General features: G+C 64.1%; 29 protein-coding genes. 14 read left to right on the top strand and 15 right to left on the bottom strand.

The window, feature by feature from the left end; genetic code table 11:
* Positions 1-129 precede the first annotated feature (129 nt).
* Positions 130-762, top strand: a complete 633-nt coding sequence (locus tag CA951_RS04030; protein WP_087555638.1) for an isochorismatase family protein — start codon at positions 130-132, stop codon at positions 760-762.
* Here the strand turns inward: CA951_RS04030 and CA951_RS04025 are convergent.
* Entirely contained in the window at positions 750-1,643 is an 894-nt protein-coding gene (locus tag CA951_RS04025; RefSeq protein WP_087555637.1) for a hypothetical protein, read from the bottom strand. The genes CA951_RS04030 and CA951_RS04025 overlap by 13 nt on opposite strands.
* A 108-nt stretch (positions 1,644-1,751) precedes the next feature.
* The gene (locus CA951_RS04020) at positions 1,752-3,197 is read right to left on the bottom strand and encodes a CdaR family transcriptional regulator (protein WP_256973312.1); all 1,446 of its coding nucleotides are present in this window, start codon (positions 3,195-3,197) and stop codon (positions 1,752-1,754) included.
* Positions 3,198-3,276: 79 nt separating this feature from the next.
* Between CA951_RS04020 and CA951_RS04015 the strand changes: the two genes are divergently transcribed.
* Positions 3,277-4,143 carry an NAD(P)-dependent oxidoreductase gene (locus CA951_RS04015; RefSeq protein ID WP_087555635.1) on the top strand — a complete coding sequence of 289 codons (867 nt, stop codon included), beginning with the start codon at positions 3,277-3,279 and terminating at the stop codon, positions 4,141-4,143.
* 262 nt (positions 4,144-4,405) lie between these two features.
* On the opposite strand, the gene CA951_RS04010 is transcribed toward CA951_RS04015, so the two are convergent.
* Together CA951_RS04010 and CA951_RS04005 are read right to left on the bottom strand one after the other, a co-directional pair.
* On the bottom strand, positions 4,406-4,762 hold the full coding sequence (locus tag CA951_RS04010; RefSeq protein WP_087555634.1) for a hypothetical protein: 357 nt from the start codon (positions 4,760-4,762) through the stop codon (positions 4,406-4,408).
* A gap of 34 nt (positions 4,763-4,796) precedes the next feature.
* Positions 4,797-5,219, bottom strand: coding sequence for an Hsp20/alpha crystallin family protein (locus tag CA951_RS04005; RefSeq protein WP_087555975.1), 423 nt, complete (start codon positions 5,217-5,219; stop codon positions 4,797-4,799).
* Between the two features lie 340 nt (positions 5,220-5,559).
* On the opposite strand from CA951_RS04005, the gene CA951_RS04000 reads away from it, so the two are divergent.
* The 3 genes from CA951_RS04000 to CA951_RS03990 all read left to right on the top strand — a co-directional run bounded on the left by CA951_RS04000 (position 5,560) and on the right by CA951_RS03990 (position 7,532).
* Entirely contained in the window at positions 5,560-6,006 is a 447-nt protein-coding gene (locus CA951_RS04000) for an Hsp20/alpha crystallin family protein (protein ID WP_087555633.1), read from the top strand.
* Positions 6,007-6,119: 113 nt separating this feature from the next.
* On the top strand, positions 6,120-6,446 hold the full coding sequence (locus CA951_RS44020) for a hypothetical protein (RefSeq protein ID WP_256973311.1): 327 nt from the start codon (positions 6,120-6,122) through the stop codon (positions 6,444-6,446).
* 531 nt (positions 6,447-6,977) lie between these two features.
* Positions 6,978-7,532 carry a hypothetical protein gene (locus tag CA951_RS03990; protein WP_087555973.1) on the top strand — a complete coding sequence of 185 codons (555 nt, stop codon included), beginning with the start codon at positions 6,978-6,980 and terminating at the stop codon, positions 7,530-7,532.
* A gap of 84 nt (positions 7,533-7,616) precedes the next feature.
* Here the strand turns inward: CA951_RS03990 and CA951_RS03985 are convergent, their stop codons facing one another.
* From CA951_RS03985 to CA951_RS03975, 3 genes are all read right to left on the bottom strand, one after another.
* Positions 7,617-7,910 (bottom strand): hypothetical protein, encoded by a 294-nt coding sequence (locus CA951_RS03985; RefSeq protein WP_087555632.1) that lies wholly within the window; start codon positions 7,908-7,910, stop codon positions 7,617-7,619.
* Between the two features lie 191 nt (positions 7,911-8,101).
* Positions 8,102-8,284 (bottom strand): GNAT family N-acetyltransferase, encoded by a 183-nt coding sequence (locus CA951_RS03980; protein ID WP_256973353.1) that lies wholly within the window; start codon positions 8,282-8,284, stop codon positions 8,102-8,104.
* Positions 8,285-8,740: 456 nt separating this feature from the next.
* Positions 8,741-9,061, bottom strand: a complete 321-nt coding sequence (locus CA951_RS03975; RefSeq protein WP_087555631.1) for a hypothetical protein — start codon at positions 9,059-9,061, stop codon at positions 8,741-8,743.
* 192 nt (positions 9,062-9,253) lie between these two features.
* Between CA951_RS03975 and CA951_RS03970 the strand changes: the two genes are divergently transcribed.
* Entirely contained in the window at positions 9,254-9,613 is a 360-nt protein-coding gene (locus CA951_RS03970) for a hypothetical protein (RefSeq protein WP_087555630.1), read from the top strand.
* A gap of 39 nt (positions 9,614-9,652) precedes the next feature.
* Here CA951_RS03970 and CA951_RS03965 read toward each other — a convergent pair whose 3' ends face one another.
* From CA951_RS03965 to CA951_RS03950, 4 genes are all read right to left on the bottom strand, one after another.
* Positions 9,653-10,687: an FUSC family protein gene (locus CA951_RS03965; protein ID WP_256973309.1), complete on the bottom strand. Its 1,035-nt coding sequence runs from the start codon at positions 10,685-10,687 to the stop codon at positions 9,653-9,655.
* Between the two features lie 125 nt (positions 10,688-10,812).
* Positions 10,813-11,661 carry an SDR family oxidoreductase gene (locus CA951_RS03960; protein WP_087555628.1) on the bottom strand — a complete coding sequence of 283 codons (849 nt, stop codon included), beginning with the start codon at positions 11,659-11,661 and terminating at the stop codon, positions 10,813-10,815.
* A gap of 41 nt (positions 11,662-11,702) precedes the next feature.
* Positions 11,703-11,957 (bottom strand): DUF3618 domain-containing protein, encoded by a 255-nt coding sequence (locus tag CA951_RS03955; RefSeq protein WP_087555627.1) that lies wholly within the window; start codon positions 11,955-11,957, stop codon positions 11,703-11,705.
* Positions 11,954-12,406, bottom strand: coding sequence for a phage holin family protein (locus CA951_RS03950; RefSeq protein WP_256973306.1), 453 nt, complete (start codon positions 12,404-12,406; stop codon positions 11,954-11,956). Before CA951_RS03950 ends, CA951_RS03955 begins: the two co-directional genes overlap by 4 nt.
* Before the next feature lie 196 nt (positions 12,407-12,602).
* Between CA951_RS03950 and CA951_RS03945 the strand changes: the two genes are divergently transcribed.
* Together CA951_RS03945 and CA951_RS03940 are read left to right on the top strand one after the other, a co-directional pair.
* Entirely contained in the window at positions 12,603-13,409 is an 807-nt protein-coding gene (locus tag CA951_RS03945; protein WP_087555625.1) for a tryptophan-rich sensory protein, read from the top strand.
* Between the two features lie 260 nt (positions 13,410-13,669).
* On the top strand, positions 13,670-13,993 hold the full coding sequence (locus CA951_RS03940; protein ID WP_256973304.1) for a hypothetical protein: 324 nt from the start codon (positions 13,670-13,672) through the stop codon (positions 13,991-13,993).
* 113 nt (positions 13,994-14,106) lie between these two features.
* On the opposite strand, the gene CA951_RS03935 is transcribed toward CA951_RS03940, so the two are convergent.
* Together CA951_RS03935 and CA951_RS03930 are read right to left on the bottom strand one after the other, a co-directional pair.
* Positions 14,107-14,589, bottom strand: a complete 483-nt coding sequence (locus CA951_RS03935) for a hypothetical protein (RefSeq protein ID WP_087555624.1) — start codon at positions 14,587-14,589, stop codon at positions 14,107-14,109.
* Positions 14,589-15,347, bottom strand: a complete 759-nt coding sequence (locus CA951_RS03930; protein WP_087555623.1) for a ParA family protein — start codon at positions 15,345-15,347, stop codon at positions 14,589-14,591. The genes CA951_RS03935 and CA951_RS03930 overlap by 1 nt, the downstream gene beginning before the upstream one ends.
* Before the next feature lie 101 nt (positions 15,348-15,448).
* On the opposite strand from CA951_RS03930, the gene CA951_RS03925 reads away from it, so the two are divergent.
* Positions 15,449-15,685, top strand: coding sequence for a hypothetical protein (locus tag CA951_RS03925; protein WP_087555622.1), 237 nt, complete (start codon positions 15,449-15,451; stop codon positions 15,683-15,685).
* 54 nt (positions 15,686-15,739) lie between these two features.
* On the top strand, positions 15,740-16,663 hold the full coding sequence (locus CA951_RS03920; protein ID WP_087555621.1) for an SDR family NAD(P)-dependent oxidoreductase: 924 nt from the start codon (positions 15,740-15,742) through the stop codon (positions 16,661-16,663).
* A 359-nt stretch (positions 16,664-17,022) separates the two neighbouring features.
* On the opposite strand, the gene CA951_RS03915 is transcribed toward CA951_RS03920, so the two are convergent.
* A complete protein-coding gene (locus CA951_RS03915) occupies positions 17,023-17,319 on the bottom strand; it encodes a putative quinol monooxygenase (RefSeq protein ID WP_087555620.1) in 297 nt (98 codons plus the stop codon).
* A gap of 895 nt (positions 17,320-18,214) precedes the next feature.
* Here CA951_RS03915 and CA951_RS03910 point away from each other — a divergent pair.
* Together CA951_RS03910 and CA951_RS03905 are read left to right on the top strand one after the other, a co-directional pair.
* Complete coding sequence (locus CA951_RS03910; RefSeq protein WP_179220109.1) at positions 18,215-18,685, top strand: nuclear transport factor 2 family protein; 471 nt, start codon at positions 18,215-18,217, stop codon at positions 18,683-18,685.
* A 152-nt stretch (positions 18,686-18,837) separates the two neighbouring features.
* Positions 18,838-20,484 (top strand): NAD(P)/FAD-dependent oxidoreductase, encoded by a 1,647-nt coding sequence (locus CA951_RS03905; protein ID WP_087555618.1) that lies wholly within the window; start codon positions 18,838-18,840, stop codon positions 20,482-20,484.
* Between the two features lie 283 nt (positions 20,485-20,767).
* Here CA951_RS03905 and CA951_RS03900 read toward each other — a convergent pair whose 3' ends face one another.
* Positions 20,768-21,403 carry a TetR/AcrR family transcriptional regulator gene (locus CA951_RS03900; RefSeq protein ID WP_179220108.1) on the bottom strand — a complete coding sequence of 212 codons (636 nt, stop codon included), beginning with the start codon at positions 21,401-21,403 and terminating at the stop codon, positions 20,768-20,770.
* Between the two features lie 239 nt (positions 21,404-21,642).
* Here CA951_RS03900 and CA951_RS03895 point away from each other — a divergent pair, with 239 nt between their 5' ends.
* Both CA951_RS03895 and CA951_RS03890 read left to right on the top strand, forming a co-directional pair.
* The gene (locus CA951_RS03895) at positions 21,643-22,554 is read left to right on the top strand and encodes an alpha/beta hydrolase (protein ID WP_179220107.1); all 912 of its coding nucleotides are present in this window, start codon (positions 21,643-21,645) and stop codon (positions 22,552-22,554) included.
* Between the two features lie 25 nt (positions 22,555-22,579).
* A complete protein-coding gene (locus CA951_RS03890; RefSeq protein ID WP_087555616.1) occupies positions 22,580-23,668 on the top strand; it encodes an LLM class flavin-dependent oxidoreductase in 1,089 nt (362 codons plus the stop codon).
* Positions 23,669-23,676: the final 8 nt, after the last annotated feature.

Here is a 23,676-nt window from a genome sequence, read left to right as displayed (position 1 = left end):
CCCAGGTTGGCACAAAGTCATCGAAAGTATGCATCCATGCCACTCGCAACCGCCACCCCCTCACCGAAGAATGGGGAACAGCGCGACCCGGCGAAGGGCGCGCACGATTTCGATCCCCGGGAGTGAACTATGACTGCACCACGCCGTGCCCTCGTCGTCGTCGACGTCCAGCAGGAGTACTTCGACGGACCGCTGCAGATCCAGTACCCGCCGCGTGAGGAATCACTGGCCAACATCCTGAACGCGATCAAGGTGGCCGACGCGGCCGACATCCCGGTTGTCGTCGTCCAGCATCGGATGCCCGACGGCGCTCCGGTCTTCGTGGAAGGGTCGGCGGGGTGGTCGCTGCATCCCGACCTCGACACCGCGATCGACCCGTCGTGGAAGCGGGTGCACAAGCAGTACGGGAGCGTATTCGCCGGCACCGATGTCGCGGAGTGGTTGCGCGCGAACACCATCGACACCATCTCGATCGTGGGGTTCATGACCAACAACTGCGATCTGGCGACCGCCGTCGAGGCCGAGGGCCTGGGATTCTCCGCCGAGATCCTGTCCGACGCTACCGGCGCGATCAACCTCGCAAACGAGGCCGGTCAGGTGTCCGCGGAGTCGCTGCACACCACACTGATGGTCCTGTTGCAATCGAACTTCGCCGCGGTCGCCACAACCTCACAGTGGGTCGCGGCCGTCGAATCCGAAACAGCTCTCCCGAAGGGCAACCTCGTCACCTCGGCACTCGAAGGGAGTGCTCACTGGAAGTAGGACGCATAGTCGCCGAACGGGACCTGGCCGGTGGGGCTCGACCGCACGGCGTCGGCAACCGCCGGAGGAATGGGAGCCCAGTAGGCGGGCATCGCGGCCGCCAGGGACGGCTGCAGTACGTAGAGCAGTGCGAAGTTCACAATCCACAGCGGCGGCGCCATCGACATGCCGACCTCCGAACTCACACCGCCCTTGGTGTTCGTCACCAGTTGAGCTTCGCCCGACATCTGTTGCGCTGCGAAGCCGAAGGCCGCTTGTATCGTGTACGCGGACTCGTACAGCGCTATCAGGGTGTGTGTTGCACCGTTGTTCCTCAACCAGGTGCCCACGAAACCCCCGGGAGCGATCAGCGAGTTCACCTGGCGCGTCGGCGCGTCCGCGTTGGCCGGACTCTCCAGTAGTCCGCTGGGGTTCACGTACAGCCCGTAGCTGGCCAGAACCGACGGTGTGTTGCGGCCGTCTACGTCGGAATAGAGGGGGCGGTCGTTCGTATTGGTGAGGATCCGGGCACACGCATCGATCACCTCGGCGGCGTCGCTGCTGCCGCCGACTCCACCGCCGGTGATGAGATCGCGGTACTGCTGCTCGGTCAGCGCATCGGCCCGGTCGAGCCCGATCTGACGGGCGACCTCGTCCGCCACCTGCTGACCGAGCGGCGCGTTGAGCTGATCCGGCCTCGTCATCTGCGTCGGCGCCAGGTTCTCGTAGCCGGGGTCCCCGGAGAAGGGGATCGCGAACCCGGTGCCGACAGCGGGCTGACCGTCTGCCGTCCGGGCCGTTGCCAGGGAGAGAAGGCACACGCCCACCAGTGCCAGTACCGAGAACATCCTGCGGTGGGGGGTTGCTCCGCGTCGATGTCCCGCCAAACCTGTGCCGCGCATACGTCAACCTCCCAGAACACCATCCGGCGAGATAACACGAGCTTCCGACCAGTCAAACGCCGTGACTGCGGCTGTGTCAAGACTCCGCGTCGGCTCGGTGCCGATGACCTAATCCGAGGTCAGGACCGCAGGTCCCAGCCATTGGCACACCAGCAGTGCGAGTTCGACGGCCAGTCGATCTCCGGTGAAGTCCTTGCCCCGTACTTCGGCCGCCCGTTTCACGCGGTACTTCACCGAGTTGTGGTGCAAATCAAGCTCTTTTCCGGCGGCGACGTTGCTCAGGTTGTGGGCGAGATAGACCCGCACGGTCTCGCGCAACCGGGCCGAGTTCTCGTTGTCGGCAGCCAGCCCGCTCAGAACGCCGCGCACCCAGGCGCGGGTGGCCACCAGGTCCTCGACCAGCAGGGCAACCGTCGATACCCCGGGTTCGTCGTAGGCGGTCACCGCCGGCGCGTTCTGCCCTGCCGCGATGGCCACGGCTCGCGCGCGTTGTGCTTGACCGTGGGACTGCCGGAACCCGTCGATTCCTGTGGCCGCAGCACCGAGAGCCACGACCAGCCCGGGATGCCGACGCTCGAGGAAGTCGCACATCTCCCCCTGCGTACGCTCGGGGTGAGATCGTGAGCCGAGTGGAATCCACACCCAGCCGGTCAGTCGGTCTGCGGCCACGAACAGCGGGTCGGCTACCCCGCCCAGGTAGTTGGCGAAATCGTGTGCCGCAGATTCGATTCGGGCCAGCATCTCGCCCGATTCGGTGTCGGAGCTCCAGACGATCGCGGCCAGGTGACTCTGCTGCAGAACATAACCCAGGGCGGCACCGGCGTCAGGAAGTGCGTTGCCCGCCAGGATCTCCTGAACACGCACGGCCCGGACACTGCTCCGATGCGCGAGCCACCGCTCCCTTTCGCGCTCGTACACGGCCACCACCTGCTGTGACACCCTGTCGATGTAGACAGACATGACCGTGATGATGCGTTCGAGTACTGGCACACTGAGTTCCGGCTGCACCGAAGCAGCACGCAGTTCGTCGAAAACCAGTCCGAGCAAATTGGTTTGTCCCAGGCGATATGCGCGAACCAGCGCATTGACGGGAACTCCATGCTGAGCAAGCCTTCTCGCGTACTCCATGGCCGCGGCCGGCGCGTCCAAATCCTCGGGCGCAATGTTGTGCTGCAAGGTGTGGAAAATGGTGTCGAGGTTGCCTTCCACACTTGCCCCGAGTAGATCGAACAACTGGCGATCCGTCCGTAGATCCGGGATCTCCGCGTAGAGCACGCTGGTGATGTCGGCCGTCAGCGACACCAACCGCTCGTTGAGCGAACGCGCGATTCTGGCAACGAGCAGTGCGGATCGTTCCTCGTCTGATGCCATGGGAAGACAATATCGGTCTTCGGTGCCAATGGACGAAGAATCTCCCCCACCATCGCCGCAGGCGCGCCCTACCTGGATATTTGCGATTCGGTGCATCAAATTTTCGCGGCACCCTCCTGAGACACTATTTGTTCTCACCGGACAACATAATGCGCATTCTTGATTCTTCGAGGACGTCGTCACGGTCTCGAGAGTTTCCTATCGTGGAGTCGTTCGGTCACCGGCCACTCCTCTCAGGCCGACACAGACGAAGGAATCAACCTTGAACGACCCAAACAGTTTCCGAGGAAGAACCACGGTCATGTCCGGCGGAAGTCGAGGCATCGGCCTGGCGATTGCGCGCGCGATCGCACGTCGCGGTGGGAATGTCGTCCTGCTGGCCAAGACCGGCACTCCCGATCCCCGGCTGCCCGGAACCATCCACACCGCGGTCAGCGAGTTGACCGAACTCGGCGGACACGCTCTTCCCGTGGTCGGAGACGTCCGCAACGACGACGACATCGCGCGGGCCGTCGATCTCGCCGTCGACCACTACGGCGGCATCGACATCGTGATCAACAATGCGAGCGTGCTCGACCTGTCACCGACCGAAGACCTCACACTCAAACGATTCGATCTGATGCAGCAAGTCAACGTTCGCGGCACCTTCGCATTGACTCGCGCCTGCCTGCCCCATCTTCAGAAGTCCGCCAATCCGCACGTGATGACGTTGTCGCCTCCCCTGAACCTGTCCGAGCAGTGGCTGGGTGCGCGCCCGGGCTACATGCTCGCAAAATACGGAATGACGTTGGCAGCGTTGGGTATCGCAGCCGAGTATCGGAACATGAACCTGTCCAGCAACTGCCTGTGGCCTCAGACCACGATCGCCACCGCGGCAGTCGGCAACCTCCTCGGCGGCCGGGAAAGCCTGCACCACTCGCGCTCACCCGAGATCATGGCCGACGCGGCAATCGAACTCCTCAGCCGCCCCGCCGGCACCGACACCGGTAGAACCCTCCTCGACGTCGAGGTCCTCGCGGAGGCCGGTGTGTCCGACTTCGCGAAATACGGCGGTGAGCAACCACTGACAGTCGACATCTTCGTCGACGGACCGGATCTCGCGAAACACGGGGTAAGCCCGACTACGTGAGTGGGCACTGCCCGCCCGGACGGCCGTGAGTACTATGCGCCAGTCAATGGCTCTGCGCCCCGGTCGATCCGACACCACACGTTCCGTCGGATGCGGTCGGCGCCGTTGCTGTCCAGTCCGGTCGATCGGCGGTGCCGGGCGGGTGTGCCCGGGGTTCGCCGCGCCCCGCGAGAAGGAACTACAGGTGAAGGAGGCGGCAGCGGGCGAACCCCGTCAGCGAGTGCTCTCGTATCGTCCGGTTCATCACCTCTTTCTCGATTACCTACAGGAAACGCATCCTTTGCCGGTGCCGTCTCACGATCGGCGCATGTCGGGTCCGGGCTTTCTCCGGTCTCGGAGGCGAGCGCTGCGTTGCCCGGACTCCGGGTGCCGGTGGGGCCGACACCGTCCACCATTCCGAGGCGGGCGGGACGACAGGGCGCGGCGGACCGGCCGGAGCGGTGGCCACCTGTGTGAGCAGGACTACGGCCTGCGGCGTGAGTGCGTCGGCGAGGATGCGATCCGAGTCGGCCACCAGCACTGCGCATTCGAGTTCGTGCCACGGCCACACTTCCTCGCGTGCCGCGCGCTCCCCGTTGTCGGTGGCATTCACCTCTGCGACTCTGATCGCCGATGTCATCGTTATTCACCCCCTTCCAATCCGGGTGCCTCGGTCAGGCGTCGATGGCCCTCCTGTCCGAATGCCCGTTGCTGATTTCGATCTTGCGGGGCTTGGCCTTCTCCGCGACCGGGATCGACACCCGCAGCACCCCCGCGTCGTAGCTGGCCTCGATCTTGTCCGCGTCGAGGTTCTCACCGAGGAACAACTGCCGGCTGAACACCCCGCGCGGACGCTCGGCGGCGACCATCTCGCGGTTCTCGTCCAGCGCGGCCCGTTCGGCGCGCACCGTCAGGGTGTTCTTCTCGACGTCCAGATCGAGTGAGTCGGCCTCGACACCGGGTAGATCGAACTCCACCACGAACCGGTCCTCTTCACTCCACGCATCCATCGGCATCACTGTCGGCCGGGCCGCGGTACCGAGGAGTTGCTGTGTCAGACGGTCGAAGTCGCGGAAGGGATCCGTCCGCATCAACATGATGTCCACCTCCTGAAACCCTCTAATTCCACCAGGTAAACTCCAGCAGATGCTGTAGATTCGTTATAGCACCAGCCGTAGAACTTGACAAGACGCTGTGCAAAAAAATTTCTCGATCAGAGCGGAAGTGGCCGATGAATACGGCCTCACGACTCCTGACCGCCCTTGTTGTTCCGAGCATTAACCAACCGGTAGCGGGACGGCGGGTTGACGCGCTCAAAAGACTCGCCTCCCGCATTCCTGGCACTCGACGGAATCGAGTGCTAAATTCCAGATGCACAGTGATGGTAGTCCCGCCGAGGTGGCGGGCCATTCAAATGATCATGGGAGGTGTGTTGCTGTGCTGCGTTTCGATCCCTTCACCGACGTCGATTCGTTGACCCAGACTTTGCTGGGACTTGATTCCGGTTCGTCTCGCCGTCCGCGGTTCATGCCGATGGACCTCTACAAGGTCGACGACCACTACGTCCTGCATGCCGATCTGCCCGGGATCGACCCCGGCTCGATCGACATCGATGTGGACGCCGGCGTGCTGACCCTGGCCGCCCACCGGAGCCAAGCGGAAGACGGTGTTCAGTGGTTGACGTCGGAGAGATTCAGTGGCCGCTACCGGCGCCAGGTGTCGCTCGGTGAGGACATCGACGTCGACCGCATTTCGGCGAGCTACGACAACGGTGTTCTGAGCGTGATCCTGCCGGTCGCCGAACGAGCGAAGCCGAGGCGGATCCAGATCACCCGCAAAGACTCGCCCGTGGAGTGCGTTGAGCGCACCCCCATCGATGCCTGATCCAGCTCCCCGCTCGCCTCGGGTTCGGTCCGGCGAGGAAACGGCACCGCCGGACCGAACCTGAGGCAGGACATGCATATTCGATCCCCTGCGCACCACCGAGGACCTGAAAAATGACTGTCGCTCCCGCCCAGTTCCGACCCGATCCCCCCAGTTCCGGACGACCGTCTTGGCGCACCGGCCCATCTCGCTCTCTCGGCGAATATTGCAACGACCTCTCGATCATGCTGGGCTCGCTGTCGATCGTGATGTTCTGGACGTTCGGATTCGGAATTCTGCTCGGTGCCGGTGCCGTCGCTGCCGGAATCGTCGCCAACCGGCACCCCGCGGTCGAGGGAAACGAGCCGAAGGCACTGGAAGCGCTGCTCGGCACTCTCGCCGGAGCCTTCGGAATCGCCGCCGGTCTCGTCTTCCTCGCCGCAGCCCTCCCCCAACTCTGAGATAGCAAGCCCGGTGGACGGTGCCGTACCGGATCGTCGCTCGCAGCCGCGCGGCGACGGCGGTCGGCAATTCGCATCGGAAAGGCGCCGTGGGTAGTCGAACGCTGTTACGGGTACCCGGACGGCGGGCGACGCCGACCGCTGTCGGGGCAGCGGTCGGCGTCGAACCGACGTTGAACCGTGGTGCATTCGGCATACGGGTGCATCCGACCGAGAGGGTGTAGATATCGTGCCACGCATTGAGAACAACCCCGACAATGGCGGGAGTTCTGAGCTCGAGCCGGACGACGATCCAATCCGGTGGCCGGATCCGAGTCCGTTGGACCTGTGGTGGCAGCGGGTGATGTCCGAGAGCATTCGGCGGTCTCGGGACCGAGCCACACCGCAAGTGGTTCCACGCGGGCCGCGGGTCTCTCGAGGTCGAGATTCCTACCCTCTCGCAAACTGACCGGTCGGATCCACAATTTGGTCGGCGATCCGGCCGCGGGTAAGCACCACGCCCGGCTCGGTGTCACCGAACAAGGAGGCTTCATGAACATCACAGCGCTCACCCTTGCCGTGCTGCGCGTGCAGTACACCGTCGTGCGATATCCCCTCCGCCTGATCGACGACCAAGTGATCGCACACCTGGCGCCCGCGGCACCGGCCAGGCGGCTGTATCGGGGCGGCCTCGGCCTGCTCGATGGTGTCGCCGGCACTGTTCTGGGTCACCGGGACCGTGCCGACCACGCCGCACCCGGTGTTGCCGATGCCCGCGCATCAGATGCCGCTGCTGCCGTCGCAACCACTGGCCGGGCCGCGACGGTCGAGAACACCGAGCTGAACGAGAAGGCGTCCCAGAAACTCGACACCGATACGCTCGCAGAGCATCTCAAAGAGGTGAAGCCGCACCCACGCGGGCATGCGGCAGCCGCCGACACGACCGATCCGGCGACCACCAAAATTCTGACCGAACTCGCGGACGCCGCGAGCACCGAACCCGACACGACGCTGACCGGCGAACTGGCCGACCGCGTAGCCGCACTCTCGCGCGCCGAAGCCCCGCCACCGGGCGTCGAAACGAACCCGGCCGGCGAGCACCACTGACGACCATCAGCGCCTCGCAAAGTGCCCCGCATCGGCCTCGATGCGGGGCACTTCCCCCTTGGGGGACTGAAGAAAAGCTGTTGGTTATCCGCGGGAGAGTCCGGGCTGAGTCTGGATCTGCCCGAGGTTGCCCTTGGTCTTGCCGACCGTCCATTCACCGTCCGCACCGCACACCAGGGCGCCGTTGCGGTCACCGGGCTTGCCATACGTCACCGTCTCGTTGCCCTGCGAGTCCGTGTTCACGATCGGGCACGGACCACCGGTGGGACCGTTCGGTCCGATCGGCTCGGCATGAGCGACGGAAGCCGCCCCCACCGCACCGAGGACCGAGAATGCTGTGAAGGCGACGGCGGCGAAGGTTCGGCGGGCGTTGATCATTAACGTTTCTCCTGAGGATGTCGGGGAGTGCTGCGGTGACAGGTACAACCTTGCCCGGCCCGGATCCAGACGTGAACCACTCCCAGGGGGCCGTTCGGGCACCCCGGGAGTGGAGGTACGCACCCCACCCGAGGGTGGACCTCAGCGAATCTTCGGGTTTGCCGCTTGCGGCGTGCGGAAGCCCCGGAAGGTCACCTGCTTGCGCGTCCGGAAGCCGAGCCGCTCGTACAGGGCGATCGCGCGCCGGTATTCTTCTCAGCCACGTGCAGGAAGGGGCGTTCGCCACGAGCAGTGATCCGCGCGACAAGCGCACTGACCACCCGGGCAGCGTGACCTCGTCCGCGTGCCTCGGGGGCGGTGCAGACGGCGCTGATCTCGGTCCATCCCGAGCAAAGTGTGCGTGGCGAGATCGCAGTGATTCGCCCACCGGGTCGTCGAGTACGGCGGCGTCGCGGCGATCTATGGCACTACCTTTCTCCTGCGGTCGGGGTGCGAACCCAGTGTCGACCATGGTGGGGGAGGTGCTTCTCATCGGCGACGTGGTGATCCAGACCGGGTTCTCCATCGACCTCACGGAGACCCACACTCGGGGTGTCAGGGACGCGGACCAGGGCCCAGACAGGGGTTCGGCCGGGAATGCTCTCGCACTCTCGGCCGGATCTCTGCTTCTCGAGCTTTTCATCGTTGCCGATGACCAACTCGATCCGCAGCTCTCAATTTACTCGCCCACAGCGGGCGTCCGCAATAGCCGGGGTCTCCAAATGTCACGTCTACCTGCACGTGAATTGATGTGCTTCCGCCAGACAACCCGACCGGGGCGTTCGTCCTGGCTAGGGCAGAGAGTGCGCAGAGTCCCCGTCCCCGACATCCCGATGCACGAGTTCGAACCATGCACTGGGTCCGCCGTGGATATGCGGATCCGGGTAGCACAGGGCCAAACTTTGCCCGTCGAACGCGGTGAACCATTCGTGCCAGGAAATGTGTTCGAGTCCCGCGGTGCCGTGGCCGGGGAGGTCGATGCGCAGGACACCTGCGCTGCCGGCGGTGGCCGTGTTTGCCATTCGCGCCGGTGCGCCGTGGTGAGCCTCGACCCAACGACGAATCTCGTCATGATCAGTGGTGATGTGTCGATGCGAAGTCTGTATGGTCATCGGTCGGTTCCTGGGTCGCAGTCATCCCCGGCAGGGATGTTCTCGAATAGGTGGATTCCCGTCTTACCCACAATGGCAGCAGCCGAATCCAGTGGGCAATCGCGAGCGCGCGCACCGGACGTGATCGTTTGCCCCTACCGATCCACGGGTACGCGACCGCAAGGCAGCTGACCGAGCACGGGAGGACGGAGCGTGACCGGAGACGTAGAGAAGCGCTGGTCCGACCCCACCACCCTCCGCCGGGCCGGGTGGTACGTGGCAGCCGTGATCGCTGTCGCGATGGCCGTCATGGTGATCACTCTCGTTTCGGCCGGCACCGACAATCAGAGCTGCGCCGACAGACAACCGGTGGCGTGCTCCGATGTGGGCCCCTACGTTCTGGTGTTCGTGCCCACCGGCGTCCTGCTGCTCGGCGGTCTCGGTGCCTTCGCCAATGCCTACCGCGCCTGGCGAAGCGGAGGTACCTGGCCGATCTGGCACGGTGCCGGATGGATATTGCTGACCTTCATGCTGATCTACCTCGGGATGTCCGCGCGCGTCTTCACGTCGTAGACCCCCGCCGACCAGCAGCGGCGAGACGACGTGTGCGAGTCAGTCCTCGTCGAAATCGTCGAGCTCTGCCAGTGCGGTCCACAGACCATCCGCGGCCAAGGCGATGGCAGGCCAGGCACTCGACGAGGGGTGATGCCGTCGGACTGCTTCCTTGAAGGACGCGAGGCGTGTGCGGGTATCGGGCAGCGCGGTCTGCACGACGTGAAGGTAGGGATCTCGGTGATGGGCCGGATCCCACCTGAGTTCGTCGAATGCGGCCGAGAATGCCTCGATCAGCGCCGCTGCTTCGCGCCGAAGTTGCTCCGGAACAAACACTTCCGGCCGTCCGTCGGGGGTGGTGAGCGCCTCGACTGAGACCTCCAGTACGGACACGTGCAGCAACGTGTCGTCGAGAACCGTTGCTATCGGCTGGTATACCCGCGATCCGCCGACCCTGGTCCAGCCGGCGCTGCGCATGTTGCCACGCAAGCTTTCCCTGCCCTCGCTCAACGCAGCGCCTGCGCCGGTCGATTTGTGCAGATCCCACACCCGTTGCCTTTCTCGATCACTGTCGTGCCGGCCTGACCGAAGGCCTTCGGCAAGATCCGCGAGCAGAACGGAGAGTTCCTCGGCGCGTTTCAGAATCAGATCACGGGCTGGTGAAAGCATGTCGGGAGGCAGGACGAGGGCGTTGACGGCGACACCGACGAGCACACCCAGCGTGACATCGAGGATGCGATGGAACACCAGGGCCGCATTTGTGGCCGAGCCGTACAGCAATACCAGTAGCGCGGTGATCGCTACCCACATTCCGTCCGGCGCCAGCCATCGGCTGCGGCCGAGGAGCGTACCGACCGCGACCGCACCTGCGATGGCGGCGAGCTCAGGCAACGTGCGCGCCGCCAATGCGGCCACGAGCACACCGAGCACTACGACCGCGACCTGACGTGCGGCGGCCACGACCGAACTGCGGACCGTGGTGCCGATGATGAACAAGGCCGCGTAGGGCGCAAGGAATGCCTCCGGGCTACGAAGCACCCGATCGGCCAGCAACCAGGCGATCAACACCGCCGCCGTGCACTTGAAAGCGGACACCGTGCCTGGTTGCTGTAGTACACCGCGCAACCGGGTCCAGCCACCCGCGCGAGGTCGCGGCGTCCGTGCCTCGGTTCGTGCGGGACGAAACCATCTCATGTCAAACGCGTCCCTGTTGCACACTGTCAGCCCGGTAGCGTCTCACCACCCAATGGGGCGAGCACTTCGCCGGAGTAGTAGGAGGACAGCAGCCCGGAGGCGAAGAACACGTAGGACGGCGCGATCTCGTCGGGCTGGGCTGCCCGCCCATACGGGGCCTGCTTCCCGAATTCCGCGACTTTCTCCTCGTCCATGGTCGCCGGGATCAGTGGTGTCCAGACCGGTCCGGGAGCAACACAATTGACGCGAATTCCGCGTTCCAGCAAGGTTTGAGCCAACGAGTACGTCAAGGCCGTCACCGCCCCCTTGGTCGCGGAATAGTCGATCAGCGACTTGTTTCCACGCAAACCGTTGACCGAACCGGTGTTGATGATGGAGGAATCCCGGCCGAGATGCGGCACGGCCGCCTTCGTCACGTGGAAGTAGCTGTCGATGTTCACCGAGAACGTTCGCCGCCACTGCTCATCGGACAGGTCGAGGAAATCGTCGACGGGTTCCTGGTAGGCCACGTTGTTGACGACGATATCGAGCCCGCCCAATTCCGAGACCGTGCGTGCGACGACGTCACGGCAATGCTGCGGATCGGCGAGATCGCCCGCGTATGTGCGGCAGCGCCGCCCTTCCCCCTCGACCAATTCAGCCGTGTGGGCCGCGTCGTCGCTCTCTTCGAGGTAAGCGATGGCCACGTCGGCGCCTTCCTTCGCGAACGCCACCGCTACGGCGCGCCCGATCCCCGAGTCTCCGCCGGTAACCAGTGCCCTCTTTCCGCTCAACAATTCGTTGCCCCGATACGCGCGCATCTCGTCATGCGGTTCTTCCGCCATCTCCGAGGTTCGACCGGGGTAGTCGATTGTGTGTGGAGTGTGTTCGCCCATGCGCCTCTCCTATCGAGTGGTCAACCGCCCGCCTACGGGCGTCACCTTGGCCACCGAGTTCGTCGGCGGAAGACAAGCAGCGCAACGACACCGGCGACGGCACCGCCGAGGAGCGCCGCGGCTCGCGGCTCGGTCCGGACCTTGTCGAGTTCCCGCCGGATGCCGGCCTTCGTGCGCGCGGGCACGTCCACCTTGTGGGCCAGGGCGTCGAGCGTCGTGGCAAGTTCGGCGCGCTCACGCGCAGCGGCAGCGGCGAGGTCGCCGCCGTCCGGGGTCGACTCTCGCGGGGAACTCATCGGAGGCCTTCCTTGACCGTGTCGACGTCCCGGCGGACGCTGCGGGTGGTGTCATCCGGGGTTGGGGGTAGTGCGTCCTTGGCCCGCTGCCCGCCGACGGCGGCGACCACGCCGCCCACCGCAATGAGGACAACTGCCACCAGCAGTGCCGCGAGCCACGGGTCCAGGACCGTCGCAAGTGCGAGTACCGCCGCGCCGACCAGGGCACCGAGTCCGTACAGCACGATGAGAAGTCCGGCACCCGAGACGCCGGCCCCGACTCCGAAGCGCGCGCCCTTGTCCTTCACTTCGACGATTCCGTGCCGGACCTCGGTCTGAACAAGCGCCTTCACCTGGTCGGTGAGGCGTTCCACGAGCTGAACGGTGGACAGGTCGTCGACCTGACGTGCCGCGTCCGGGGGTTCGCCCGACCGATCCGGGGACGGTCCCGTGTGGTGGGTGTGGGTCACAATCATCCCTCCTGTCGTCGGCATCCGATTGCCCAACGGCCCGGTCTACGAAACGCCGGCCACCCATCCGGCAGCGCGGCGGCCGCGAATCCCTGCCGCGCAGCATTTCTCGTCTGGTGCTGCGCCCCGACACGGTGGCGTTCACGACGCCGGAACCTATCGTCGACAACGGACCTTCTACGGGAGAGTGGTGGGCATGAACAGTTCGATCGAACCGATCCGTCACGACGGCGTCCGCGTGCTCCTCGTGATCGTCTCCGCAGTGGTGGCCGTCGTCGGCTCCTTCATCGGCTCGGGAGCACTGGTGGGAACTCCGATCGCCCAGGTTGCCGATGGTGCCCTCGCCGCGGACGCCACGGCCGTGGCCCCCGGCGAGCCCGCCTTCTCGATCTGGACACTGATCTATTCGGGATTCATTGGGTACGCGATCTGGCAGGCGCTGCCCGCTCACCGCGCCGATGTTCGTCAACGGCAGGTCGGGTGGTGGTTCGCCGCCGCTATGGTCCTGAACGCGGCCTGGATAACCTGCGTTCAGTTCGAACAGCTCTGGCTCAGCGTCCTGGTCATCATCGCGCTGCTCGCCGTCCTCGTGGTGGTCTTCGGGTTCCTGACCACGGAGAGGCCCGCAGGCCGTGTCGAGGCGGTCCTCGTCGACGGCACCGCTTACATCTACCTCGGCTGGGTGTGTGTCGCCGTCGTCACCAACATCGCCGCGACACTGGCTGGCGCCGACATCGATCCGTTCGGACTCGGACCCGACACCTGGGCCGTCCTCGTCCTCGCACTGGTCGCCGTGGTCGCAGGCCTTCTCGCCGTCGCCGGTCACGGAAGGTTCACCGTCACCGCCGCAATCGTGTGGGGTCTTGCCTGGATAGTCGTGGCGCGAACCTCGGGCGACGGTCTCGATTCGCGGCCGGCCGCCATCGCCGTTGCCGTCGCCGCCGCGGTAGCCATAGCCGCCACCGCGATCGCCCGCTCACCTCGATCACATTCCCCGCGGTGACGCCCGCGGTCACCCGCACAAATCAGAGGCGGCAGGAAGTTAGTTAGGGAAAAGATCTAGCACTCGCACGGCATGAGTGCTAATTTGAGTGGGGCCTACGTCACAAGCTCGGCCTCGACGTAATCGCGGCCACCGACTACCGAGGCGACCTCGACACACCGCTCGTATTCGTGGACGGGCCAGTCCCGAACACACTGCGAACCCAGTTCAGCCGCCATGTGGCCCGCCGACCCGACGCGCCAACCGTACGAAGGAGGATCATGACCGCCGCCGTCCCCCACAGCCCCCGTGCCGACAACTGCATGTCTGCCTCCGCCGACAACGACACCGGGAAACCGCACGGTTCGCGGTTGCCTGCCGTGTCGATCGCCTTGGGGGCTCTCTCCGTTGCGTCGTTCTGGGTGGTAGCACTCGGCTTCATCCTGGGATTAGCCGCGGTCATCTGCGGCGCCATCGCGACGTCGCGGTCCGCGGATGCAGACGACGAGGCAGCATCACTGCGGGCCCTGCTGGGCGTCGTTGCCGGCGCCGCGGGAATCACCGTCTCCGCGATCGCCCTCTTCCCCATGCTGGCCCATCTGTGAACCACCCACGTGGCTTCCGCATGCGCGGTTGACATCGGGTTCGACACCCCGCGCACGAACAGCAACATCTCCCTCTACTGCTGCCTGCGGTCGATGTGACTGCCCTGGGCGGCCTACTTGATGCGTGGGCTCCGGACGACCTCGGCGTCGCGCGGGGGGAAGGGTTCGCAATTGTTGTACCTGCGTTCGAGAACGGCGAGGTAGTGGGCGACGGCTTCGTCGACGAGGGCGGACCAACTGCTGGGGGCACCGGCGATGTGGCCGATGGCGGCGACGGCGTCCTTGCCGTGCTCGACCCGGGCGGTCTCGATGGAGACCGATACCTGCTTCTTTCCTACGGAGACCCGTTTCGTGGTCATCTTTTCCTCGCCGAGGGCTACTTGCGCGACGTCCACGCACTGTTCCACAAGGTTCGGCAGCCGCCGCTTGCGGCGTTCGAGGGGGTTGCTCGCGAGTCCGGGCTCACGTGTCACGCCCACCAGGAGGTCCTTTCGACGTGCGCGCGAGTGCGTCCCGTCCGGGTGTGCTCCTGCACGGGCCTGCTGGCGACGTTCGAGGGGGTTGCTCGCAAGTCCGGGCTTACGTGTCGCGGTCATCAGGGCATCCTTTCGACGAGCTCTTGGGCGGCGTCGCGGTAAGCGCGTGATGCGGAGGAGGACGGCGCCCACCTGACGACGGGTTCTTCGGCACTGTAGCTTTCGCTGACACGGACAGACTTCGGAATGATGGTGCGCATCGTCTGGTCGGGGTAGGTCTCGCGGAGCGCGGCGAGAACCTGCTGGTCGATGACCTGGCCGAGTTCGACGCGGCCGCACAAAATGTGATTGAGCCGCGCGGTGGGGTTGAGCAACTCGACCTGCTGGGTGATGTAGTTCTCGATCCGCATGAGCGCTTCGAGTTCCATGGCGCCCGTCATGACAGCGGCGAGCACTTCGGTGCAGGCGACGAGTGCGCTGATGGTCAGGTGGTCGAAGTCTCCGGGGCAGTCGATAAGGTTGAAGTCGACGTCGGGGGCGTTGGTGAGGGCTTTGCGCAGGATGCCGTGCGCACCGGGCTTCTTGAGGAAGTAGGGCCCGACGGAATCGAGTTCCTTGGTGGCAGGAACGAGGTGGATCCCGGACGCGGTGATGGTGGTCGCTTCCTCGATGCTCGCCACCAGCATGAGTACCGACAGGACATCGTTGTCGACAGCTTCGGGTGTGGCGCCGAGCCAGGTGGTGGCGTTGCATTGTGGGTCGAGGTCGACGACGCGGACGGTGTAACCGGCTTCGACGAGGGCCTGGGCGAGGTTGACCGTGCTCGTGGTCTTGGTCGAGCCGCCCTTATGGTTGACCACTGCGATGGTGCGGGTCATGGTGTCCCTTCGGTTAAACATACTGAGGTATCTCAAGATACTTAACTTCTCCGCGACACGCGGACGAGCCGCCGATCTCTTCCCCAGAGCTACGCTTGCTCATGGTCACCAGACGACGATGGAGCGAACTCAGCAACCGCAGCCGGCGGCTGATCATCGCCGGCGCTGCCTTCGAGGGTGTCCTGAAGATCGCGGCACTAGTTGACATCAAGCACCGGCCGGCAGACCAGATCAGGGGATCGAAGACGGGTTGGGCGACAGCGGTGGTGCTCGTCAACTCGGTTGGCGTAGTCCCCCTCGCCTACTTCCTCGTCGGTCGATCGACCCCTGACGCCTGACGTGTCCGGGACTCTCCTGAGCCAAGGGCTGGCGGTACCCCCTCTCGAGAGCACCTGGTCGGATTCGGCGAGGCTCTCGTCGTAGCTTTCGCACACGCCGGTTGGAACGTTGCCGCGACAATGCGCAACATTGCCAAAACTCCTGCGAGCCTGCACGAGCTGTCGAACGTCCTCGTCCAGCAACTCGACGTCACCGACGAGACGTCGATCCGCGACGCCGTCGAGGCGGTTGAATCGCATCTCGGTCCGGTCGACGTGCTGCTCAACGTCGCTGGGAATGTCGTCCAAGGCACCCTCGAAGAACTTTCACTCGATCAGGTCCGAGCCCAGCTCGAAACCAACGTCGTCGGCCTCGTCGCGGTGACCAAGGCGCTCCTGCCGGGAATGCGGCAGCGCCGCAGCGGACACATCATCAACTTCTCCTCCGGCGGCGGTCTCATCGGCGTGCCGCGGTTCGCCGCCTACGTCGCGTCCAAGTTCGCGGTCGAGGGACTGAGCGAGGCGCTGTGGCGGGACATCTCTCACCTCGGTCGTCAGGTGACCATCGTCGAGCCGGGGGTCTTCCAAACCGGGCTCGGTGAATCCGCGGTGCAGCCGTCGCGCACCATCGACGCATACGCGCCGGCTGCCGATCAAATACCCGGGCTCTACGACTGGACCCCGGCAATCTCGAAGGCGCGGCGCAGACCATCGTGTCGATCGCCGACCGACCCGACGCGCCACTGCGCCTCTACGTCGGGCACGGACTCGACGAGGTGCGCAGGCACTACCACCAGCGTCTCGACGAATGGGCGGCGTCGGAACACTTCACACGCGCCACCCTGTGAGCGATCGGCGGGTCCTGTCGCCGGAGAGGCGCCGGTGTCCGGGCGCAAAACTTTACAACTCACCGACCCAGCTGCTCCTACTGGCTCCACACATGCGGACCGTATGACGACAGAGACGACGAATTCATTGAAATACGGTGTTCAACAATGAGTACGAAGGACAGCTAACGGCTATTACGTCAACCAAACCGGCCTATAAGACTTCCGATCTATTCGCTTTTGCAATATCGCGCTCTCTTCACCCGCTCGAGGGCACCTATGTGCTTCTCGCGGTTGAATTCGACGGCCGCCTTGGCGACCGACAAAACCTTCGCCCTCTCCGCTTGAAAGCTGAGTCCCGGAACCGACAGCAAATCCTCGTCCGGCCGGCCCGGGTTTGCGGCTTCCACTCTGCGCGAACTTGCGCCCGGAGTGAGCGTCGACGACGTGCAGGCCGCGACCCCACACCGATCGTCGACCTGGAGACCGCGGCCTGATCCGCACTCCAGTTCGACGACCGCGGGATCGGACCTAGATGCTGTCGTCGACCGTGTACTTCACGAGGGTCGGTGCGCCGGCCAGCAGAGGTCCGAGGTCGGTGATGGCGCCCGGTCCCGCGCGGAAGGTGCGGTAGGCGGCGTCGTGTTCCTCCGTCTCCCACTTCTCGATCAGCAGCCAATGAGCGGGATCGACGGCGTCGACGAGCACCTCGACGCCCAGGCAGCCGTCGAACGCGCGGGTGGCCTTCAGCTCGCGGCTGAAGATGTCACGGGCAGCGTTCACGGACTCAGGCTTGAACTTCAGTTCCAGTGTTGCGGTGATCGGCATCTGGTCTCCTCGAAATCGTTGCAACTGATATGACGTCGATCACGATAGAGAACGCTTACTCGGCACCGGTGGGTGGACGGTCTATCCGCCGGATGTCCGGCAGCAGCCATGGAGAACACCGCCGCCGCCCCGAGCAGCCGGCGATGCTTACGCACGTGCGGCCTCAAACACGCACACCTCCCCGGCCGATGGTGCCTGCAATTCCCCCTACAACGGTCGGCGGAACTGACCGAGGCGATTCCATACCCCCCCAAAAACCCCAGATATAAGTTCCGTCATCATATTTGGGCCGGTCCCGAATCTCGGATTGACCGGCCGACCAGTGCACTGCAGCGGTACATGGTGACCGTTGGTGGTCCGTTCACTCGATGAAAACTGCATTGTGGGGGTGTTGTGCGGGGTGGGCAGATCCTGCGGTTCAGCTACGTGCATCGTCCGTCGACGGCATCCTCCGTCGACGCGCCCGTTGATCCACCGCCATAAAAATTACATGTGCATTGACATCTGTTAAGTCACATGTAAGTGTGTGTTGGGCATCACATGTGACGGCTAGTGGCTCGTGCATCACAGGAACCAGCGTGTGCCCAGCCGGTGCGTCGGACTTTCGATGCTTGGATCAACCCCGAAGGAAGCCATGCCATCTACGAAGACGTCAGCCGGTTCCGTTACGGGACCGCCGATATCCACCGTCGATGCCGAACCTGTCAACTCCTCGACGGGCGGCCGGAGCGGCTCATCGCGACGCCCGATCACATCACCATCGTCCGAGTGGATCAACACCGCACGGGCCGGGACAGGCCAGTAACCAAGTCAAGCGCCCGCAGGCCCATCTTCTCCAGTTGATGGGTGGCGCCGCATGGGCCGCTCGACCCGACATAAAGAGAAAGGAAAGTTCATGGCAACCATCGAACAGCGTGTCCAGCAGTTGGAGGACCGCGAAGAAATCCGAGAACTCATCGCCAAGTACTGCCACGGCGTCGACGGGCGCGACGAGGACCTGTTCATGTCGATCTGGTCCGAGGATGCCAAATACCTGATCGGCGCCCAGTTCGGCGATCACATCGGGATCGACGCGATCCGCGAGATCCTGCACGGGTTGTGGGGCGCCTTCACCGAGATGCACCACTGGGCAACCAATGTCGTAATCGAACTCGACGGAGACACGGCTAAGGCGCGAGTCAACGCGGACGTCACCGGCACCGACACCAAGGGGCGAGCCCTGATGTTCGCCGCGACATACACCGACGAACTGAGACGAATCGACGGCCGATGGAAGTTCACCGTTCGCGATATCGACCTGCACTACATGACTCCGGTCCTCGAACCGTGGAGCAACGACAACGAATCCCGCTTCGCTGAGGTCTGAGCCTCGGACGAAGGCTCCTCACCCTCACTCCGATCTCGAGACCAGGAAACAAGTCCTCGAAACGATCGGCCGTTTCGTCACGGAGAAGGTGGCCAGCCCCCGCCTGACCGAAACAAATGCATGAGACACCCTGCAAGATGAGGAATCACTCCATGAGCACAGATACACGTTCCAATCAACCGGACATCGATGCTGTCGTAGTGGGCGCGGGATTCAGCGGGTTGCGAATGCTCGTCGAGCTTCGCAAGCTCGGCCTGCAGGCCCGATGCTTCGAGGCAGGATCCGATGTGGGCGGCACCTGGTACTGGAACCGTTACCCGGGCGCACGTACCGACAGTGAAGCCTGGTTCTACTGCTACGACTTCGACGAAGAGCTCATGCAGGAATGGGACTGGCAGGAGCGGTTTCCGACTCAGAAACAGTCCCTTGCCTACCTGCGGCACGTCGCTGACAAATTCGATCTCCGCAAGGAGATCACCTTCAACACACGCGTCACATCCGCAGCATGGAGCGACGACGACAACCTTTGGACTCTCACCACGGAAACCGGTGAGACCGTCACGGCCCGCCATTTCTGTGCCGCATCAGGATTGTTGTCGGTAGCTGTCGAGCCGCCGTTCCCCGGCGTGCAGGACTTCGAAGGCGAGTGGTACATGAGCTCCCGGTGGCCTCATACCCCTGTGGAACTGTCGGGTAAGCGGGTGGCCGTCGTCGGAACCGGCGCCACCGCGGTCCAGATCATTCCAACGATCGCCGACGAGGTAGAGCAGCTGACAGTGTTTCAGCGAACCGCGAACTATGTCATCCCTGCTCGCAATTATGTGGCAACGGAAGAAAAGCGTCAGTCGATCAAACGGGATTACTCCACCGTGTGGGAAGAGACCTATGCCCATCCGTTCGGCATGTGGTTCCCGCCGGCCAATCGAGTCTTCGATGACGTGCCCGATCGTGACGAGCGGCAGCGGATATTCGATTCTGGTTGGGAAGCAGGAGGATTCCGCTTCTTGTTCGAGACCTTTGATGACATGTTGGTCAATCAGCAATGTAACGATGAAGCGTCTGACTTCATTCGGAACAAGATTCGATCGATCGTGAAGGACCCGACGACCGCGGAACTGCTGTGCCCTCAGGATCATCCGATCGGCGGCAAGCGGCCACCAGCAGGTCACTTCTACTACGAAGCGTTCAACCGTGCCAACGTCTCACTGGTGAGCGTGCGTGACAATCCGATCACAGAGATCGTCCCGAAGGGCATCAAGCTCGCCGACGGCACTGTGCACGAGGTCGACGTGATCATCTACGCGATGGGATTCGACGCCATCACGGGATCGTTGACGAATATCGATGTCACGGGCCGGGGTGGCACCTCGATCAAAGAGGCCTGGGACGCCAACGCTCCAGCTCAGCACCTGGCCCTGTGTGGTGCCAACTTTCCCAACATGTACACCATCGCGGGCCCCCAAGGCGCTTTCGGCAACTTCCACGCGTTCATGAACAAGCAGATCGAGTGGATCGGGGCGGTGCTCGAGTACGCCCGTGAGCACGGCCACGAACGAGTCGAAGTGACAGATGAAGCAGCCGAGGCATGGGTTGAGCAGTGCGAGGCTGCGATCAATGCCACCCTGTTGATGCAAGGCGCCAAGGCAGGATCGTGGTTCCTCGGCGCCAATATCGAAGGCAAGAAGTCGCGCGTCCTCTTCTACTTCGGGGGAGTCAACGCCTACGTCGCAGCGTTGGCGCAGTCCATCGAGGAGGGCTTTCCCGGGTATGTCTTCGACAAGGCACTCACACCCGCCTGACCCTTCCACCCGCAGCCATCCGCTGCCGCTCCGGTAGCGCGGGAAGAACGATGCGCGCTCTTCCCCTGCTTGGCGGAGGTGGGCAGACACCGCGGTGACCTCGGCGAGGACTGCCCCCTCTGCCGTCCGCTCGGTCCACGAATATGGAGGAGGGCCCGGCCCTCCAACTCGAGGCCACCGGTCACTCACGACGCCTAGTTACTCCCCGAGGACCCCGCGGAATCGGACAGGAACGTCTGGCAGAAGGGGCGCACCGTGTGCGCCGCGGCAGGATTGGGATAAGTCACGCACCGGCGTCCAAGCGAAGGGATCTCATCCACATCATCGCCAGCATGTCGGCGAGATCTTCGTCCGAACGCCCCAGTGGACTGTCCGGTGTAGCGATGGCGAGGTAGACGCAGCGCTCGTAGAGGGAGACCAGCGCCGTCGCAACCATGTCGTCGGTGGGTTCTAATGGGCGCGCTTTTGCCAGCCGTTCCATCAGCGCGATGCGGAAGCGTTCGAGGACGTCGTTCCAGGTGTCATGGATCTCGTCATTGCTGTGCCACCCCTCGATCGTCGCCGAGAACAGGGTCGCCTGTTCGCGCCATCCGTGGATGGTCGCCAGGCCCGCCTGGCGCAGCGTGACCTCCTCGATCGGTCCCTCTCCGTCGAAGAGGGGTTTCCAGCGGTCATAGATGGTCCGCCCCATGTCGGCAATCAGGGCGGCGACGACCGAGTACTTCGTATCGAAATGTGAGTAGAAAGTGGGGCGGGACATCTGAGCGCGGTCGACGATCTCTTGGACGGTGAGGTCGTCGAGGCGACGGATGGTCAGCAACTCGCGCACGGCATCGGTGATGGCCTGCCGAGAAGGCGCGGCCAACCGTCGCTGCTTGAGGCGCCGCGGGAGGGCCCTGCTTTCGGCCTGGTTAGTCACCTTATCCAGGCTATCCGATCCAGACATAACACGCGTCGTGGCATGCGTCCCTACTGCTGCGAAACAGCAATCGGAGCGTGAAGTTCGCGAGCGTGCGTGCGCCCGAAGATTCCTTAAGGGCGCTCCGATCTGGTCTTTTCACTCCTTTACGTGACTCTTGACACATGTGTTTACACCTGTAAGGATCGTCACATCAGCGCGGGTCAGTACCGCGAAAACGCAGACGTGAGGTGGAATCAATGGGAAGCACCGAGGTCGAGCAAGTCAGGGAAATCTGGCAGGGGCTGTTGGCAGCGCTCGCCCCACCGGCCGAGATACCTGACTGGCGCCGCGGCTACGAAGAGCTGTGCGACCAGTTCCCGATCGTCGAGGGAACGACCATCGAGCAGATCGACGCGGGAGGCTGCCCCGCACTGCTGGTCACGGCGCCGGGCGCCAGCGATGAGACGACGATCAGCTGGACCCATTCGGGTGGGTACGTCTTCGGCTCCGCACACGGCTACCGCGCCTTCGGTTCCGCACTGTCGGCGGCGTCGGGAGCCCAGGTGCTTCTGGTCGACTACCGGTTGGCGCCCGAGGCGAACTACCCGGCAGCCCATGACGACGCCATCGCGGCCTACCGATGGCTGCTGGCCCAGGGCCGCGACCCGAGGAGCATCGTCATCGGCGGCGACTCGGCGGGCGGAGGCCTCGCACTCGGCACACTCCTTCGCCTGGTGGACGAGAAGACCCCGCTGCCTGCAGCCGGCGTTCTCGTCTCCCCCGTCGCCGACCTCACTTGCTCGGGAGAGTCCATGGAGACCCGCGCCCATCTCGACCCGATCGCCACGAAAGACATGCTCGCGGGTCTCGGAGCGTTGTACGCGGGCGAGGAGCCGGTGACGAACCGCTACCTGTCCCCTGCTCTGGGCGACCTTGCCGGGGTGCCGCCGCTTTTCGTTCTGGTGGGAACGGACGAGGTGCTCCACGACGACGCGCTCCGCGTGGTCGATGGCGTCAATGCCTCAGGTGGAGATGCCCGCCTGCTCGTGGGCGAGGGACAGGCCCACATCTGGCCGTTCTTCCACGCGATCTTGCCTAAAGGCCAGGACGCCATCGAGGAGATGGCGACGTTCATCCGTACCCGTACCAGCACGACCGTCACGAACTGATCATCCGAAAAGACTGGAGAGAAACATGAAGTTCGCACTGCTGCAGGTCATGCAGAACTGGCACCACGACCTCACTGATCAGGAGATGTACCAGGGTGAGATCGAAATGGCGATCAACGCCGACAAGCTCGGCTTCGATTCGCTGTGGACCGTCGAACACCACTTCGAGCCGTACGGCATGTGTCCCGACAACATGCAGTACCTGTCCTACATCGCGGCACGGACCGAACAGATCAAGCTCGTGCCCGGCGCGATCATCCTGCCGTGGAACGATCCGCTTCGCGTCATCGAGAAGATGTCGATGCTCCAGGCTTTCGCACCGGGTCGCGTCGGACTCGGCGTCGGACGCGGCCTCGCCAAGAGCGAGTACCGCGGAATGCGCCAAGACATGAACGAATCGCGGCAGCGGTTCGACGAGGCGGCAGAGATGATTCTGCGCGGCCTCGACACCGGTATCGGCGAAGGCAACGGCAACTTCTACACGCAGCCCGCGGTCGACATCCGCCCCAAGCCTGCGCGCAGCTACTACAACGACCTCCACTGCGTCGCAATGTCACCGGACTCAGCCATGGCGGCGGCCGACCTCGGCGCCACGATGATGACGTTCATCCAGCACGAGTTCAGCAACCACGTCGCCGGAATCGAGGCGTGGCGCGAGCGGTTCGCCGGCGCCCACCCGGACGTCCCGATCCCGCCGGTGATGCTGACCGACGTCACCCTCTGCCACGAAGACGAAGAAGAAGCCGAGCGGATGGCGCACGAATACATCGGTCAGCACTTCAGCTCGGTGATGGAGCACTACGACTTCGCCGGTGACCACTTCAAGGACACCAAAGGGTACGAGGCCTACCAGCAGGGCGCCGACCTCATCAAGGCCGCCGGCCTGGAAAACGCCCGCACCGCCTACATCAACGCCCAGAACTGGGGCACCCCGGAACAGATCGTGGAGAAGTACGCCGAGCGCCAGAAGCTGATCGGCGAATTCAACCCGATGGTCGTCCTGTCCTACGCGAACATGTCCTTCGCCGAGTCCCAGAACAGCCTCCGGCTCTTCGCGGAAAAGGTGCGGCCGCTCGCCGAGAAGCTGACGAAGAAGACTCCCGCCCGGGTCTGACGTCGAAC

The sequence above is a fragment of the Rhodococcus sp. NCIMB 12038 genome (assembly GCF_002165735.1).
Lineage (GTDB): Bacteria > Actinomycetota > Actinomycetes > Mycobacteriales > Mycobacteriaceae > Rhodococcus_F.
Note: the sequence above shows the minus strand (reverse complement) of the source record. Positions and strands in the feature narration are given on the sequence as shown.